The organism is Pedobacter miscanthi (assembly GCF_032678605.1).
Classification (GTDB): domain Bacteria; phylum Bacteroidota; class Bacteroidia; order Sphingobacteriales; family Sphingobacteriaceae; genus Pedobacter; species Pedobacter miscanthi_A.
In genome coordinates, this window is record NZ_JAVTSU010000020.1 from 12,653 (window position 1) to 27,577 (window position 14,925).

General features: G+C 37.0%; 15 protein-coding genes. 10 read left to right on the top strand and 5 right to left on the bottom strand.

The window, feature by feature from the left end:
• Positions 1 to 42: 42 nt before the first annotated feature.
• Positions 43 to 264: a VOC family protein gene (locus tag R2R28_RS23755; RefSeq protein WP_316828145.1), complete on the bottom strand. Its 222-nt coding sequence runs from the start codon at positions 262 to 264 to the stop codon at positions 43 to 45.
• Between the two features lie 204 nt (positions 265 to 468).
• Positions 469 to 1,068 (bottom strand): peptide-methionine (S)-S-oxide reductase MsrA, encoded by a 600-nt coding sequence (gene msrA / locus R2R28_RS23760; protein ID WP_316828146.1) that lies wholly within the window; start codon positions 1,066 to 1,068, stop codon positions 469 to 471.
• Positions 1,069 to 1,339: 271 nt separating this feature from the next.
• On the opposite strand from msrA, the gene R2R28_RS23765 reads away from it, so the two are divergent.
• The 9 genes from R2R28_RS23765 (at position 1,340) to R2R28_RS23805 (ending at position 8,274) form a co-directional block, all read left to right on the top strand.
• The gene (locus R2R28_RS23765) at positions 1,340 to 2,302 is read left to right on the top strand and encodes an isopenicillin N synthase family dioxygenase (RefSeq protein ID WP_316828147.1); all 963 of its coding nucleotides are present in this window, start codon (positions 1,340 to 1,342) and stop codon (positions 2,300 to 2,302) included.
• 98 nt (positions 2,303 to 2,400) lie between these two features.
• Entirely contained in the window at positions 2,401 to 3,243 is an 843-nt protein-coding gene (locus tag R2R28_RS23770) for a DUF6929 family protein (RefSeq protein ID WP_316828148.1), read from the top strand.
• A 115-nt stretch (positions 3,244 to 3,358) separates the two neighbouring features.
• On the top strand, positions 3,359 to 3,946 hold the full coding sequence (locus R2R28_RS23775; protein WP_316828149.1) for a Crp/Fnr family transcriptional regulator: 588 nt from the start codon (positions 3,359 to 3,361) through the stop codon (positions 3,944 to 3,946).
• 75 nt (positions 3,947 to 4,021) lie between these two features.
• Complete coding sequence (locus R2R28_RS23780) at positions 4,022 to 4,441, top strand: hypothetical protein (RefSeq protein ID WP_316828150.1); 420 nt, start codon at positions 4,022 to 4,024, stop codon at positions 4,439 to 4,441.
• Positions 4,442 to 4,585: 144 nt separating this feature from the next.
• Complete coding sequence (locus tag R2R28_RS23785; protein WP_316828151.1) at positions 4,586 to 5,551, top strand: hypothetical protein; 966 nt, start codon at positions 4,586 to 4,588, stop codon at positions 5,549 to 5,551.
• Between the two features lie 10 nt (positions 5,552 to 5,561).
• Positions 5,562 to 5,927: a hypothetical protein gene (locus R2R28_RS23790; RefSeq protein ID WP_316828152.1), complete on the top strand. Its 366-nt coding sequence runs from the start codon at positions 5,562 to 5,564 to the stop codon at positions 5,925 to 5,927.
• Between the two features lie 126 nt (positions 5,928 to 6,053).
• Positions 6,054 to 6,773 carry a sterol desaturase family protein gene (locus tag R2R28_RS23795; protein WP_316828153.1) on the top strand — a complete coding sequence of 240 codons (720 nt, stop codon included), beginning with the start codon at positions 6,054 to 6,056 and terminating at the stop codon, positions 6,771 to 6,773.
• A 46-nt stretch (positions 6,774 to 6,819) separates the two neighbouring features.
• Complete coding sequence (locus R2R28_RS23800) at positions 6,820 to 7,482, top strand: hypothetical protein (protein WP_316828154.1); 663 nt, start codon at positions 6,820 to 6,822, stop codon at positions 7,480 to 7,482.
• Positions 7,483 to 7,668: 186 nt separating this feature from the next.
• Entirely contained in the window at positions 7,669 to 8,274 is a 606-nt protein-coding gene (locus R2R28_RS23805) for a hypothetical protein (RefSeq protein WP_316828155.1), read from the top strand.
• 195 nt (positions 8,275 to 8,469) lie between these two features.
• Here the strand turns inward: R2R28_RS23805 and R2R28_RS23810 are convergent, their stop codons facing one another.
• From R2R28_RS23810 to R2R28_RS23820, 3 genes are all read right to left on the bottom strand, one after another.
• Positions 8,470 to 8,991 carry a hypothetical protein gene (locus R2R28_RS23810; RefSeq protein WP_316828156.1) on the bottom strand — a complete coding sequence of 174 codons (522 nt, stop codon included), beginning with the start codon at positions 8,989 to 8,991 and terminating at the stop codon, positions 8,470 to 8,472.
• A 61-nt stretch (positions 8,992 to 9,052) separates the two neighbouring features.
• Entirely contained in the window at positions 9,053 to 10,870 is a 1,818-nt protein-coding gene (locus tag R2R28_RS23815) for a serine hydrolase domain-containing protein (RefSeq protein WP_316828157.1), read from the bottom strand.
• Positions 10,857 to 12,491: an amidohydrolase gene (locus tag R2R28_RS23820; RefSeq protein WP_316828158.1), complete on the bottom strand. Its 1,635-nt coding sequence runs from the start codon at positions 12,489 to 12,491 to the stop codon at positions 10,857 to 10,859. Before R2R28_RS23820 ends, R2R28_RS23815 begins: the two co-directional genes overlap by 14 nt.
• A 555-nt stretch (positions 12,492 to 13,046) precedes the next feature.
• On the opposite strand from R2R28_RS23820, the gene mutL reads away from it, so the two are divergent.
• The gene (gene mutL / locus R2R28_RS23825; RefSeq protein WP_316828159.1) at positions 13,047 to 14,885 is read left to right on the top strand and encodes a DNA mismatch repair endonuclease MutL; all 1,839 of its coding nucleotides are present in this window, start codon (positions 13,047 to 13,049) and stop codon (positions 14,883 to 14,885) included.
• Positions 14,886 to 14,925 lie beyond the last annotated feature (40 nt).

Below are 14,925 nucleotides of genomic sequence, written 5' to 3' on the forward strand. Positions count from 1 at the left end.
CATTAAAAGCTTCTGTCATTTATATTGATCTTTAAACATAAATTAATCTTCAATATGGCTTAAAATATTAATCAACTTTCCAAAGGGATCCCTGGTGTAAAATCTGCGTACTCCCCAAGGTTCGTTTGCAGGGCCATATTCAATAGGAAATCCGGCAGCTTTCACTTTTTCGAATACCACATCAACATCCTCAACCTCGATGGATAAATCAGGTGTTGGTGTACCCGATCCGCCTTCAGATGCAAAACTGATTTGCACATCCATTTTTGATCAGTGGCTCCATAAGTGGCAATCCAACCGTGATCCATCATCAGCTCGAGGCCAAGGATATCTATATAAAAACTGGCCGCATCGGCAATTTTTCGGGTATCGATATTGAGTACAATTCTTTTTACCATAACATGGTTAAAATGCTTAAATAAGAAAAAGCCCTGCAATGTTTATTGCAGGGCCCAGCAAAATAAATATTTAATTTTTAAGCTTCGCTTTAAATATTTTTTCCAGTTTATCTATTTTTGGCTGGATCACCAATCTGCAATAAGGCTCGCTTCCGTTTTTATTAAAATAATTCTGGTGGTAGTTTTCGGCCACATAAAACGGTTTGGCAGCCTCAATAGCAGTGACCACTTTTTTGCCATAAGCATTGGTTTTATTCAATTCGGCCTTGTATTTTTCTGCCAGTTGTTTTTGTTCAGGTGTATGGTAAAAAACCACCGAACGGTATTGTGTACCACTATCGGCACCCTGACGGTTTAAAGTTGTTGGATCGTGGCTTTTCCAAAAAACCTCCAATAAATCATCGTAAGAAATCACCATGGGGTTATAGGTAATCTCCAAAACCTCTGCATGTCCGGTAGCACCGGTGCAAACTTCTTCGTAAGTTGGATTGGTTAATGTGCCTCCTTCGTATCCTGATTTAACCGAAACAACGCCTTTTAAACGTTGAAATATTGCTTCAGTACACCAGAAACACCCCATTCCAAATGTAGCCTTCTCTGTTTTTTTCCCTTGTGCATTTGCCTGGTTTAAGGCCAATACCGCTAATAGGATTAAAATTATTTTTTTCATGTGTGTGTTTATTTTATTAGTCGCAAATTATCTGTAAACCTTACAGCATTTATTGAAGTATTTACATCTAATTATACGCAAAAAAACAGGCTGTAGTTTGCTTTAAAATTATAATGGATTTTGCATGACAATCGCAACAATTTGTTAATTCGGGTGTTTATGTTAATAACTTAAAATATTGATATATAAATTTTTAGACCACAAATCAATCCGCAAAACACACTTATTAACAATTCTTTTTTAAATTCGTATAACATTAAAATTTAAAATTATGTCTACACCGTATATTCCTTGCCTGGATTTAGGCTCTTACGTCAATGGTTCTGAAGAAGACCGTAAAAAGTTTTCTGATGAATTGGGCAGGGCTTTTAACGATTCGGGTTTTGTTACGATTACTAACCATGGTTTAAGCCAGGAACTGATTGATAAGCTTTATGAAAATATTAAAGCGGCTTTTTCTTTACCTGTTGAAACCAAAAGAAAATACGAAAAACCAGAATTAGCTGGTCAACGTGGTTACACCAGTGCGGGTAAAGAAACGGCTAAAGGTGCTAAAACGCCAGACTTGAAAGAATTTTGGCAGATTGGTCAGGAAGTTACCGATGGAGATCCGGTTAAAAATGAATATCCTGACAATGAAGTTTTAGAAGAATTACCTGAATTTAATAAAGTAACAGGCGATATTTATGAAAAACTGGAAGAAAACGGAACGCATTTATTACGTGCCATTGCAACTTATCTGGAGTTACCGATCAATTATTTCGATAAACATGTGCACAATGGAAATTCAATTTTGAGGGGTATCCATTACTTCCCGATCGAAAACCCGGAAACCATCCCTGATGATGCGGTACGTGCAGGTGCCCACGAAGATATTAACCTGATTACCTTATTAATTGGTGCCAGTGCTGATGGCTTGGAAGTATTAACCCGTAGCAATGAGTGGTTGCCAATTAAAGCACACCATACGGATATCGTGGTAAATGTTGGCGATATGTTACAACGTTTAACCAATAATAAATTAAAATCGACCACTCACCGCGTGGTAAACCCACCGCGCGAACTCATGAAAACCTCACGTTTCTCTGTTCCGTTTTTCTTGCACCCACGCAGCGATATGGATTTAACCAGTTTACCATCAACCATTGATGCGGAACATCCTAAAGCTTATAGCGATATGACGGCCGGGGAGTATTTAGATGAGCGTTTGAGAGAAATTGGATTGAAGAAATAGTCCATAGTCGGGAGTCCTTAGTCTGGAGTCTCTTATAAATCGTATAAAATTAATTAGAAGCATCGGCTAAAACCGGTGCTTTTTTGTTATTTTGAGATATGCATTCTACACAATTAGAAGTTTTTGCTGAAATTGAAGGTATAGGCTCTGCTTCGGGATTATTCCTTTCAGGAGATTTATTATATATCATTGGCGATAACAGCGGCTACCTGAATGTATATCACATCAAAACCAAACAACTTCAAAAGATCCGGATTTTATTTGGCAATGAGTTTAGTCCATTAGAGAATATCCCTAAAGCATTAAAACCTGATTTCGAAATTCTTTGTCAGTACGAGGATAAGCTCTACATCTTAGGTTCGGGTTCTACATCCAAAAGAAACCTGATGATTGAATTTAACCTGATCACGCAAAAAATTGTTCAGAAAGATTTAACTGAAACTTATGGTAAACTGAGATCAGTTGCTAAAATTGACGATCAAAATTTTAATCTTGAAGGTGCAGTTTTCACTGGCAAAGCATGGTTGCTTTTTAACCGGGGCAACGGGATTGATGCCAAAAGTGGTATTTTTAAAATTGAAGGTGCAGACTTGGCTAATTTGGGTCAGGTTACTTTCAACAGTTTTAAACTTCCCAATATTGATCATATAGAATCATCCTTTACAGATGCTACTGTGGTTAAAAATGAAATATTTTTTATTGCAACAGCAGAAGATACCAAATCTACTTATGCTGATGGAGAAATTTTGGGCAGCTTTTTGGGTAGCATTAACCTGCAAAACCTAAAATTAACTTTTAGCAATAAAATTTCTGGCAAGCATAAATTCGAAGGCATTACATTGCTTCATCAAAGTGAACGTACTACAACATTTCTTTTATGCGAAGACCGTGATACAGACGAACTTAAAACAACGGTATATCAGTTGGTTTTAAATTATTAATTTAAATAACAGTTAACATTAAAATTCTTTTATTTACCAACTGGTTTTTTAACACATTAACCTATATTTGAAATAATCCCTGATTTAATGATAGCATCCTATTAAAAAAAGAATTATGCTAAAAGAGGATTATCCTGAAGGTTATCAAAATTTATTTGCCGTTTTTAATGCCATTCATCCATTAAGCGATGAACTCAAAACCGCCATCATTAATAATAGCCATATCGTTAACATCAAAAGAAAAACTACACTTTTAAATGCGGGCGAAAGCAGCAATACCATTTATTTTATTGTATCTGGTGGCGCAAGGGTGTACTATCTGGATAAGGATGGTAAAGAAACCAATACCTGGTTTTTATTTGAAAATGAGCTTCTGATTTCAGTTTATGGCTTTTTTACAGGTCAGCCAAGTTTTGATTACATCCAAACACTTCAAGATTCTGTTTTAATTGCTGTAAAGCGTGAAAAACTTGATGAAATGTACCTCCGGTATATGGAGTTTAATTTTATTGGCCGGAAACTGACAGAGTATTATTATATCCGTAATGAAACACAAGCCAATGAGTTACGCATGCTGAGCGCCAAAGAACGTTATGAACAGTTAATTAAAAGAAGTCCGCAACTTTTTCAAAGGGTTTCTTTGGGGCATATTGCTTCGTATCTGGGCATCTCGCAGGAAACGTTGAGTAGAATTAGAAAGTAGTTTGTTTTTGACATTTGTCAAAAATGTGATATTAAATAGTTTATAAGTTTGGGTACACTTAAACCATTTAAACTTATGAAGAACAAATTATTTTCAAAATCACACAAAATTTTATACTTATTATTTGTAGCATCATTTTTTTTCTTGTACTCCTGTAAAAAGGACTTCTCAATTGCGAGTCCTCAGGGAACATTATCAGTAGAAGAGGCAAAAGATTTTTTCTCTAATCGAATTTTACCAAATAGCCCCTTAACCTTAAAAGCAAAGAGTATAAGTAAGCCCGATCTTTCTAAAATAAATCATCTCTTGTATAAAGAACCATTCTGGGATAAAGCCTACGAAGAAAAGGTTGATGATGGTGTAGCTTTAGCAATACCAATCAAATTTTTGTATAAAAACTATCTTATACTAGGCCCTAATACTAAAATAAGTTTTGAAAATTTAAATTATTTACTGATTAGAAAAGATGGCATGGGTAAATTGCATGCCAGCTGAATAACTAAAATACCCGACAACGCACTGGGTTTTACAGGCCATATTGTTGAGCAAGATTGGGATGGCAATTTTGAAAAAGACTACCTGTACGGAAAAAATACGGAACACCAAAAAGTTGAAAAAGTAATCCAAAATAAAAACCAAATGTTTACAAAAGCGGGAAGTAATTGGGTTAATATGTCTCAAAAAGCATCATTAGGTAATATAATAAATAAAGATAATAACACAGATACAATAGATACTACAGGAATTACCCCACCTGCAGATACATTAGTTACGAGTCTACCAGTTTATGCAATTTTAAATGTACGGTATCAGGATATTGATGGAAACTGTTGGGTAAATTTAGCAGAGGTAGGATATTTTAGCCTTGATGGTGAAGGTGTTACACTTTATCGCAAGCAGGTTGATTGCGGCGGTAATTCTGGTGGAGGGGGAGGTGGTGGAGTAACCTCGACGGGTTTAGGTTCAAATATGATACCTAATGATCCATATATGCCAGGGCAAGATCATGTTGCTATAAACCCAAAAGATTATGTAAAATGCTTTGAAAATATACCTGATGTTGGAGCAACTTATAAAATATCGGTACAAGTACAGGAGCCTTTTGAAAACTCTGATTGGAATTATGGAAAAAATGGCGTAGGACATACTGCAATAACCTTAACAAAAATAGGAAGCAATGGAGAAAGCATTACCCAAAAAACTATTGTTTTTTATCCTGCAGGCAATAAATTTGAGGGTCCATCGAAAATCGTGGACAATGCAACTAATGACCCCATAAATTTTACTATTCAAATGAATTTTGATCTAGGTGCAAATAATGAGAAGTTTAATTCAATATTAAACTATATTTCTAATCCGCCTAAAACTTATGAATTAATGGGGATAAATTGTACTTATTTTATAAACGAAGCCTGTAAAAAAGGTAATATAGTATTACCTAGTGCGTGGTCAAACATGGCTGGGTTTATGGATCCCTTAAATTTGGTTCGAGTTATGACGCCTGCTGGCTTAGCCCAATCGATGCGCACTTTAAAAAATAATGGAGACAATAGAATTAAGACAAATCCTGGAAAAGCTCCTTTAGGAAAAGGATCTTGTAAATAAATTAGAAATCATGAAAAAAACACTAATAATTTGCCTTGCAATTTTGATACTAATAAATATTCCACCAATATCCTGGTTTTGCAAAATAATTACTGAAGACTATACCTATTCTTCCTATAATGGAGTAATTCAATATCAAGAAAACCTAATGAAAGGAACAAATTTTAACATCTACGCTGAAAGCTTCGATGAAAGAATTAAAAGTGATCCAAATATTAAGGACAAACAACTATATAGAACTTTCAACTTAAAACCCTGGCGATTTTGGGAATGGCATGAGTGGGCTGTTCATTATAAAAGGTTTATGCTTCCTTATATTTCTGAAGAACAAATTTTAGAAAACAGAAAGAAAGAGGGTTTACCCGAGCAGTATTAAACTCAGTGAATTTCATATTTATAGCCCAACAGTTGATGATCTCTCATCAACTGTTTTTTTTGACATTTATCAAAAGCCAGCAAAATACCTGTAACTAAATTTGATTCATAAATAAATCTCAAATCTATGTTAGTTGTTATCTTTGTCGTATTCGGATGCTGTTTTCTGATTGAAAGAATTAAACCAGGCTGGAAATTACCAAACGTATCCACATGGACTATCAGGGTTTTAGTCTTTAATTTCATACAACTTAGCATTGTTGTATTGGCAGGTTTTACCTGGGAAAAATGGCTTTCTTCAATTTCATTATTACACCTTTCAAATTATACATCCAATTGGCTTGGTGGAATTATTGCATACTTCATTGCAACGTTTATTTTTTACTGGTGGCATCGCTGGAGACATACTATAGATTTTTTATGGCTTGGTTTTCATCAGATCCACCATAGCCCTCAACGATTAGAGGTGATTACTTCATTTTATAAACACCCGTTGGAAATGACTGTAAATTCAATTATCGGAAGCCTTTTAGTTTATACGTTATTAGGTTTAAATCCAGAGGCCGGAGCTATTTATACGTTATGTACAGCACTAGGGGAATTTTTCTATCATACCAATGTGAAAACCCCGCAATGGATCGGTTATATTTTTCAGCGGCCAGAGATGCACCGCATCCACCACGAATACGAAAAACATAGTAGCAATTATGGAGATATTGTTTGGTGGGACATGTTATTCGGCACATACCAGAATCCTAAAGAATTTAAAAGTTCGTGCGGCTTCGACAATGAAAAGGAACAACGACTATTGGACATGATCAGCTTTAAAGATGTACATAAACGTTAATCGTTCTTCAAATTAAATACCATATTAAACCCTACTCAAAACAAACATGAAAAACGTACTAACTATTTTCTTTGTGGCAATAGCATTATTATGGTCTAAAATTTCGTTCGCACAAAATATAGACAGAGATTTTGGGCAGATATTACAAGCCTATTATTTATATAAGGACAAAGATGTTGTTGCTAAAGCCATTGATTTCGTAAACAATACTCCAATGGAATATAACAAATTAAGTCCTATTATAACAGGCTTCTTCGGTGCAGCATTTCTTAATGATGGAGTACTAAAAAAAGATTTCACATCGAACATCAATCGGGTACAGAAAACAGAATTTAAGCAATTATTTGTTTTTCTTTTCTCATTAAATACTGATACCCTTTATTCACAAACCAACATATCAGCATCATTAAATGACATGAACTGGTCTTCATTTTTCGCAACAGGAAACACAAAATATCTTGATAATATCATATCGCATATACCGTATTCGGAAAACCGGACTGATGTAAATTTATTTCTGGCTGGCGCAACGGCAAAATGGTCATTATGCAGTAATTCAAGACAGCACGATGCCGTTAGCAGATACCTTAACTCATTAAAAGATAAAAACCCTTTGCTTAAAGAAATTTTAGAAAATGAACCTCAATATTTTAGAGAGGTGATGATCAACATTTTGAAGAAACAAAGAGAAAATGGCATTTGGAATTAATCAATTGAGGCAAGCCCACCTTAATGTCCTTAATTTCTTAATGGTCAATAATTAAACCATAACACCATTATTTGACCACCTAAGCCACCTGAGAACAGCTAAGTTTAACCGTTTATGATATATATTTTTACAAAACTCAACTAAAAATTTAATTTCACTTATCTTAGAAAAAAAACTTAACGATCAATGTACAAACACTTATTAACACTCTTATTTGCGTTAGCGGTTACACAAACCTGTTTCTCGCAGGAGAAAAGCGTTAAAGACCTCTATTGGGATTATTCTCAAATTAGAATGACGGATACCGAAAAGCCAAAAGTAATCCAAATGGCAGAAGAACTGATCAAAAGATCTTCAGAACTTACCAAAACCCAATTAGGTAATGTAAGTTATCATTTAGGAAGACTTTATGAAGAGACAGGACAAGCAGAAAAGGCAATTCCACATTATGAAGAAGCCATAAAAATTACGCTGGGGTATTATGTTCCATACCGCGCTTTGGGCTTTATTTTCGTTAAAAAATGTAATGCATTTGGCTCTAAAATGAACGAAGCAGGAAAATCGAAAGACCTTAAAGCTTACAACGAACTTTATGCCAAATACAAGGTAACTGCGCTTAAAGCGATACCTTATCTGGAAAAATCGCAGGCCTGCGATCCTGATGAAGAAACCAAAACCATTATTACCAATTTATACCGCAGCCTTAAAGATAATGCAGCAATTGCTTCGCTTGATGACAGGCTAAAAAAGAACGCAGAAAATTGTGTCAGTTTATTGGAAGATGAGTATTAAAATGCTTTAAGGTGAATCATTTTAAATTATCCAAAATCAAGGCGATTCTTAAACCAAAATACAAATTTCACCTTAATATTCTTCACTTCTTAATGGTCAAACATTAAAACCAATCGCTTTATTATTTGACCACCTGAGAACACCTAAGCTTTAGGCTTTAATCATCGGTCTCCCGTCCCCGGACTTCTGACGATTTTAATTTTTCAACAAACTTCTCACCGTAACCTGAGGTACTTCTCCTGCAGGCACAATAAAAATTGCATCGTTTTCAATCACCTGCCCCTGATCAAAGTAATACCCGGCAACAACAGGAAGAACGGCCGTAATGGATTTTCCATCCTTATCTTTTGTTGGGTAGGTAACATTGATCATGTGGCTTTTCATGCTTACCTGGATTTTTTTTGAAGTTAACCTTGCCCCTGTTGCATTGATACAATCTAATTCGATTATTTTCGAGTTACTTATTCCCGAAAGATCCATTGAATTGGTTAAACGGAGGTTAAAAGATTTTCCGGTATTGTTTTTTACAGACGCCAAAACTTTATAGCGGTCGAAATTCTGATCTTTTATCGTTAACTTTTCTTTGTTCGTAACAGAATAGGTTACCGCAATTCCGTTTACGTTTACGGTTTCCCCATCTTTAATCTGCTGTGCGTCCGAAACGGAAACTACCGCTAAAAAAGGCAATAAAAAGACAAGTGTTTTAATCCATTTCATAAATAAATGTATTTATCGGGTTTATTTTGAAGTTACGTATAAATAATTTGAATTGATAATCCTATTTTTTCGAATCGTCTATAGCTTTATTCACTACATCCTGGATCCTGCCCCTGATTTTAAGGTTAGAAAGTTTATCGGTAACTGTAGGATTAACGCGGTTAGACAGGAACACATAAACCAATCCTCTCGAAGGATCAACCCATACACAGGTTCCGGTATAACCGGTATGGCCATAAGTTTGAGGTGAAGCGAGTTCTGAAGGATAATGTTTGGTCGTATCCGGATCCCAACGATCGAAACCTAATCCTCTACGGCTTACATTTGATTGTTTAGCAGTAAACATATCAACAGTTGAATTTTTGAAATATTCTACCCCACCGTAAGTACCACGGTTTAACAGCATCTGGTAAATAATAGCCAGATCGTTAGCATTGGCAAATAAACCTGCATGGCCTGAAACGCCACCAGCCAAAGCCGCCCCCTGATCGTGCACGTAGCCCACCAATAAAGTTTTCCTGAAATATTTATCATCTTCTGTCGGGATAATTTGTTCAGGTTTAAAACGGTTGCGTGGTAAAAAACCTGCAGTCTGCATACCAAGCGGTTTATAAAAATTGTCGTAGGTGTATTGGTTTAGAGGTTCTTCGCTAATGTGTTCTACAATATCTTTCATTACATACATGCTGATATCGCTATATACATATTTACCACGTGTTTTTATTGGCGAATTAAGCATTTTAGGCCACATAAAATCTTTAAAAAAGCCTTTTTTAATGTAATAATTATCGGCCACTTTAGTAGGATAAGCGGCAGAAGAATCCCTGCTGTAATCGCCGGTTTTTACATAGTCGTGAAAAGGGATGTATGGAATAAAACCGGCCTGGTGCAACATTACCTCGCGCACCTGGATATTATTCATCGGTGTGGTACGTACTTTTGGAATATATGCCCCGATATTGGTATCGAGTTTTAATTTCCCTTCTTCAAATAAACGCATTACAGCTGGTGTGGTTGCCGTTACTTTAGTTACCGAAGCCAGATCAAAAATATCGGTTACTTTATCGGGCACATTGGTATCGTAAGTATGCTTTCCGTAAGCCTTATTAAAAATCACCTTACCATCTTTGGCCACTAAAACGACCAAACCCGGCGTAGCTTTCTGACTGATGGCCTCGGCAGCAATGGCATCAATTTCTTTTAAGTTATTGGAATTTAAGCCGGCATCTTCGGGTACGGTATATTTTAAACGTGTGGCTGTGGTAACAAAACCCGATCCCATGGTATAACGGGCAGAAAAAGCCGTGGTTAATTTATTTATGGCCGCAATTCCCCCAAAAATATACTGCGGAACAATGGCTGCAGCATCGGCATTGTTTTGGGCTGTCCATATAAGCGGCGACTGCAACAAATCGAATGATTTTAAGCCTGGGCCATTACCAAAAAAAGAAATGATGACCTGTTTATTTTTGCTGATGCTGTTGATAAAATTAATGTATTTGGCCTGATCTACATGCTGATCGTCGATGCTGATTAAAATGGTATTAAAATATTTAAGATCGTCTTCCAGATTGTTCAGGTTTACGCTGTCTTTGTATGAATCGGCAGAAAAGGAAGTAATTTTATCGTATTTATTGGCTAAACTATCAAATACGTTACTGTAAGCAAAACTCAGGCTAACAGAGGCGATATTTTTCTTTTCAAGCGATTTGAGGGGTATAAGGCCATCCTGATTATTTAACAATATGGTCGTGTTTGAAATGGCGTTGGCAATGGAAAGTTTTTTTTCGTTTGTAGTATGCTCCTGCGCACAGGCCATTAAGCATAAAACATTAAAAAAACTCGCCGAAGCCAGGATATACAATCTATTTCGCTTCATATACTTTTTCTCCGTTCAGATAGGTTTTTAAAACTTTGGTTTTTAATATGTTTTGTGGTGTTGATTTCAAAATGTCGTGATCGAGGATGACAAAATCGGCTAATTTGCCTCTTTCCAAACTTCCTTTCTCTTCTTCCTCAAAATTGGCTTTTGCGGCCCAAATGGTCATTCCGCGTAAAGCTTCTTCGGGTGTTAAGGCATTTTCCATCTGGAAGCCTCCTTTCGGGAAACCTTTTGCATCTGCTCTCACTGTTGCAGCATAAAACGTTAATAATGGATTAATGTTTTCAACCGGAAAATCAGTTCCCAATGGAATCCAACCATTCTGCTTTAATAATTGTTTATAAGCGTAGGCACTTTTTAACCTTTCGCCCCCCAAACGTTGTCCAGCCCAGTACATATCAGAAGTGGCATGAGTAGGTTGTACAGAAGGAATAATACTTGCTTTTCCAAACAGGTCAAAATCTTTAGGATTAAGCACTTGCGCATGTTCGATGCGCCAGCGCTGATCGTTTTTGCCTTTTAAAATTTTATTGTAGATATTCAGGATTACGCGGTTTGCTGAATCACCAATGGCATGGGTACACATCTGAAAATGGTTGGCCGCTATTTTTTTAGCCACTTCTTCAAAATGTTTCTGATCGCTTAACAGAAATCCGGTTTTACCGGGCATATCACTGTAAGGATGCAACAAACAGGCGCCACGCGAGCCTAAAGCACCATCGGCATAAACCTTAAAAGATCTTACATTTAACCTGTCGGTTTTTATTGGCCCACGACTAAATAAATATTTATAATTATCCGGATCATCAGAAAGCATTACATAAAGCCTCATTTTAAGCTTTTTCTCTTTCTGTAGTTTTTCGATAAATTCTACCGCTAAATAACTTAATCCGCAATCATCAATGGTTGTTAAGCCAGCCGCGAAGCAGTTTTTCTGCGCATCTGTAAATATTTTTTCAGCCAGTTTAGCATCAGGTGAAGGGATTTTTTCTCCAACCAACTTTACCGCATTATCAATTAAAACACCGGTTAATTTTCCATTTTGGGTAAGCATATCGCCCCCAACCAGTTTCTGTTCGCCTTTAATTCCGGCATCATCAAACGCTTTTTGGTTGGCAATGGCGGCATGACCGTCAATACGTTTTAAAAATACAGGACGATTTGGGAAAAGCATGGTTAGTTTTTCATTGGTTGGGAAGTTTTTATCCGCCCAGTCATTTTGGTCCCAGCCATTACCAATCAGCCAGCCATCGGGATGGGTTTTAGCAAAAGCAGTTAAACGGGTAAGCACTTCGTTCCATGATTTGGTTTCCCTTAAATCTGCTGTTTGCAAGCTTTGTCCGTAGCCAAAAAAATGGGCATGGGCGTCAATAAAACCGGGATAAACGGCTTTACCTTCGGCATTAATTTCTTCTTTACCCGTATATTTCCCTTTAATCTCATCTGTTTTCCCCAAGGCCAGGATTTTACCATTCTTTACAGCGAAAGCTTCAACGGTATCGAATTTAAGGTTAACCGTATACACTTTAGCATGATAAACAATTACATCGACTGCTTCTTTTTTAGTGCAAGAAGCAATCAGCAAAGCCAGAAAAAGGCTATATAGGATGGATTTCATATCGATAAAGATAGAAAATTGAAAGCATTTGCTTTTGTAAATTCAGCTTTACAGATGGTTTAATTACTCAATGGTCTGTATCTCCACAGACCAGTAATTATTTTTTTGCCACGGAGACGCGGATTATTACGGATTAGAAAGCCGATTAAAAAGATTGCTTCACGCTGCCTCGCTATCCCTGCCCTTCTGTTCGCAATGACGTAGGGGATTAATTACCAATTAATTTTCCTGGCGTTTAGCATGATAAGCCAAGGAAAAATAAACCTGATGGGAACGGTTCCGATCCTTCATCGGAATTAGTGTACAGCAGGACTATCGGAACCGATTGACACCAGGCCCTGCTTTTCAAAAAAAGAAAATAAGAAATTGAAACATTAGCAATTCATTCTTCCCTACATAAATTCTTCGCTACGTTCAGAATGACAGCCAACCAGAAACAACCTTACTAGGCAATTAATTCTATTTATCTACAGTCATTTACGTGTTGAGTTTTAAACAAATCGGGTTCATTAAGCTTATTTTGCATAATTTAGCGAATTCACTTTGCCATAATACATGACTGATATTATTCACTTATTGCCTGACGCTGTTGCCAATCAGATTGCTGCCGGAGAAGTTGTACAACGACCTGCCTCTGCGGTTAAGGAATTGCTCGAAAATTCGATTGATGCGGGTGCAGATAAAATTCAACTGGTGGTAAAAGATGCCGGTAAAGCATTGATTCAGATCATTGATAACGGTTGTGGAATGAGTGTTACGGATGCAAGAATGTGTTTCGAACGGCATGCCACTTCGAAAGTAAAGAAAGCGGAAGATTTGTTTGCCATCCGTACCATGGGTTTCCGTGGCGAGGCCATGGCTTCTATCGCGGCAATTGCACAGGTGGAAATGAAAACCCGCAGGCATGAGGATGAAATCGGAACCTGCATTTCTATCGAAGGTGCGCAGGTAACCAATCAGGAACCTGTAGCTACGGCAGCGGGAACGCAGATTTCGATTAAAAACCTGTTTTTCAACACTCCGGCGAGAAGGAATTTCCTGAAGAGCAATCCGGTAGAAATGCGCCATATTCTGGATGAATTTCAACGGGTAGCCCTGGCACATCCGGGTGTGTTTTTTAGTTTGCACCATGATGGGGTGGAGATTTTTAACCTGCCAAAAGGTAATTTAAAACAACGTATTGTCCACCTTTTTGGTAATAATTACAATGAGCGTTTGGTTCCTGTTGAGGAAGAAACCACCATCATTAACCTTAAAGGTTATATCGGTAAGCCTGCTTTTGCCAAGAAAACCAGGGGCGAACAGTTCTTTTTTGTAAACAACCGTTTTATTAAAGATCCATATTTAAACCATGCGGTAAGCTCAGCTTTTGAGGAATTATTACCTGATGACAGTTACCCGCTCTACGTACTGTTTATCGAGATTGATCCTTCAAAAATTGACGTAAACGTTCACCCGACTAAAACAGAGATTAAGTACCTGGATGAAAAATCCATCTATGCAATTATGAAATCGGCGGTAAAACGTTCAATTGGCCGTTATAATATTGCTCCAACTTTAGATTTTGATCAGGAAACAGGCTTTAGCAACATGATTACGCAAAAAGCTGTTGAAGATATTGTGCCACCGAGCATTAATTTCAACCCTGATTTTAATCCTTTTGCCACCGATAAAAGTTCTACATCGGGTTATGCCTCATCGCCAAGAAATTATGATGCAAAACCAAGTGCCAAAAACTGGGGTTCGCTTTACGATATCACCGAACAGCCTGTTGTGGAACAAACCTCTTTTTATGAGGATGAAACGGTTTTAGAGACTAAACAAAAGCAATATATGCAATTGCATAACCGTTATATTGTTTCGCAAATTAAGTCGGGATTAATGGTTATCGACCAGCAAATGGCACATGAGCGAATCCTTTACGAGCGTTTTCTCGTACATCTGGATGACCGCAAAGGTGCATCACAGCAGAGTTTATTTCCACAAACCATTACGCTTAACGCCAACGATTTCGAACTGGCAAAAAGTTTACTGGATGATATAAAAAGTTTGGGCTTTGATGTACGTGAATTCGGAAAAAATACGTTGGTAGTAGAAGGTGTTCCGGTTGATCTGGGTAGCAGCAATATTAACGAAACACAGTTATTTGAACAGTTGATTGAAGGTTTTAAAAATTCACAGCAAGAACTAAAACTAAGTAAACGCGATAGCCTTGCCAGAAGTTTAGCAAAAAACAGTGCCATTAAAGCTGGCACAAGCCTTGGGCAGGAAGAAATGAATACGCTTATTGATGAGCTTTTTGCCTGCAAAACCCCTAACTTTAGTGTGAGCGGAAAGCCAATTATCCAAACCATTACTTTGGCAGAACTGGATAAAAAGTTTGAGAAGAATTAGATAGTTTGGAGCGGGGAGTTTGGAGTCCTAAGTCGGGAGT

Coding starts and splice junctions, on each gene's coding strand:
- msrA (WP_316828146.1), bottom strand. CDS start 1,068: ATGAAAAAAATAATTTTAATCCTATTAGCGGTATTGGCCTTAAACCAG.
- mutL (WP_316828159.1), top strand. CDS start 13,047: ATGACTGATATTATTCACTTATTGCCTGACGCTGTTGCCAATCAGATT.
- R2R28_RS23755 (WP_316828145.1), bottom strand. CDS start 264: ATGGATGTGCAAATCAGTTTTGCATCTGAAGGCGGATCGGGTACACCA.
- R2R28_RS23810 (WP_316828156.1), bottom strand. CDS start 8,991: ATGAAATGGATTAAAACACTTGTCTTTTTATTGCCTTTTTTAGCGGTA.
- R2R28_RS23795 (WP_316828153.1), top strand. CDS start 6,054: ATGTTAGTTGTTATCTTTGTCGTATTCGGATGCTGTTTTCTGATTGAA.
- R2R28_RS23805 (WP_316828155.1), top strand. CDS start 7,669: ATGTACAAACACTTATTAACACTCTTATTTGCGTTAGCGGTTACACAA.
- R2R28_RS23785 (WP_316828151.1), top strand. CDS start 4,586: ATGTTTACAAAAGCGGGAAGTAATTGGGTTAATATGTCTCAAAAAGCA.
- R2R28_RS23770 (WP_316828148.1), top strand. CDS start 2,401: ATGCATTCTACACAATTAGAAGTTTTTGCTGAAATTGAAGGTATAGGC.
- R2R28_RS23815 (WP_316828157.1), bottom strand. CDS start 10,870: ATGAAGCGAAATAGATTGTATATCCTGGCTTCGGCGAGTTTTTTTAAT.
- R2R28_RS23765 (WP_316828147.1), top strand. CDS start 1,340: ATGTCTACACCGTATATTCCTTGCCTGGATTTAGGCTCTTACGTCAAT.
- R2R28_RS23790 (WP_316828152.1), top strand. CDS start 5,562: ATGAAAAAAACACTAATAATTTGCCTTGCAATTTTGATACTAATAAAT.
- R2R28_RS23800 (WP_316828154.1), top strand. CDS start 6,820: ATGAAAAACGTACTAACTATTTTCTTTGTGGCAATAGCATTATTATGG.
- R2R28_RS23780 (WP_316828150.1), top strand. CDS start 4,022: ATGAAGAACAAATTATTTTCAAAATCACACAAAATTTTATACTTATTA.
- R2R28_RS23820 (WP_316828158.1), bottom strand. CDS start 12,491: ATGAAATCCATCCTATATAGCCTTTTTCTGGCTTTGCTGATTGCTTCT.
- R2R28_RS23775 (WP_316828149.1), top strand. CDS start 3,359: ATGCTAAAAGAGGATTATCCTGAAGGTTATCAAAATTTATTTGCCGTT.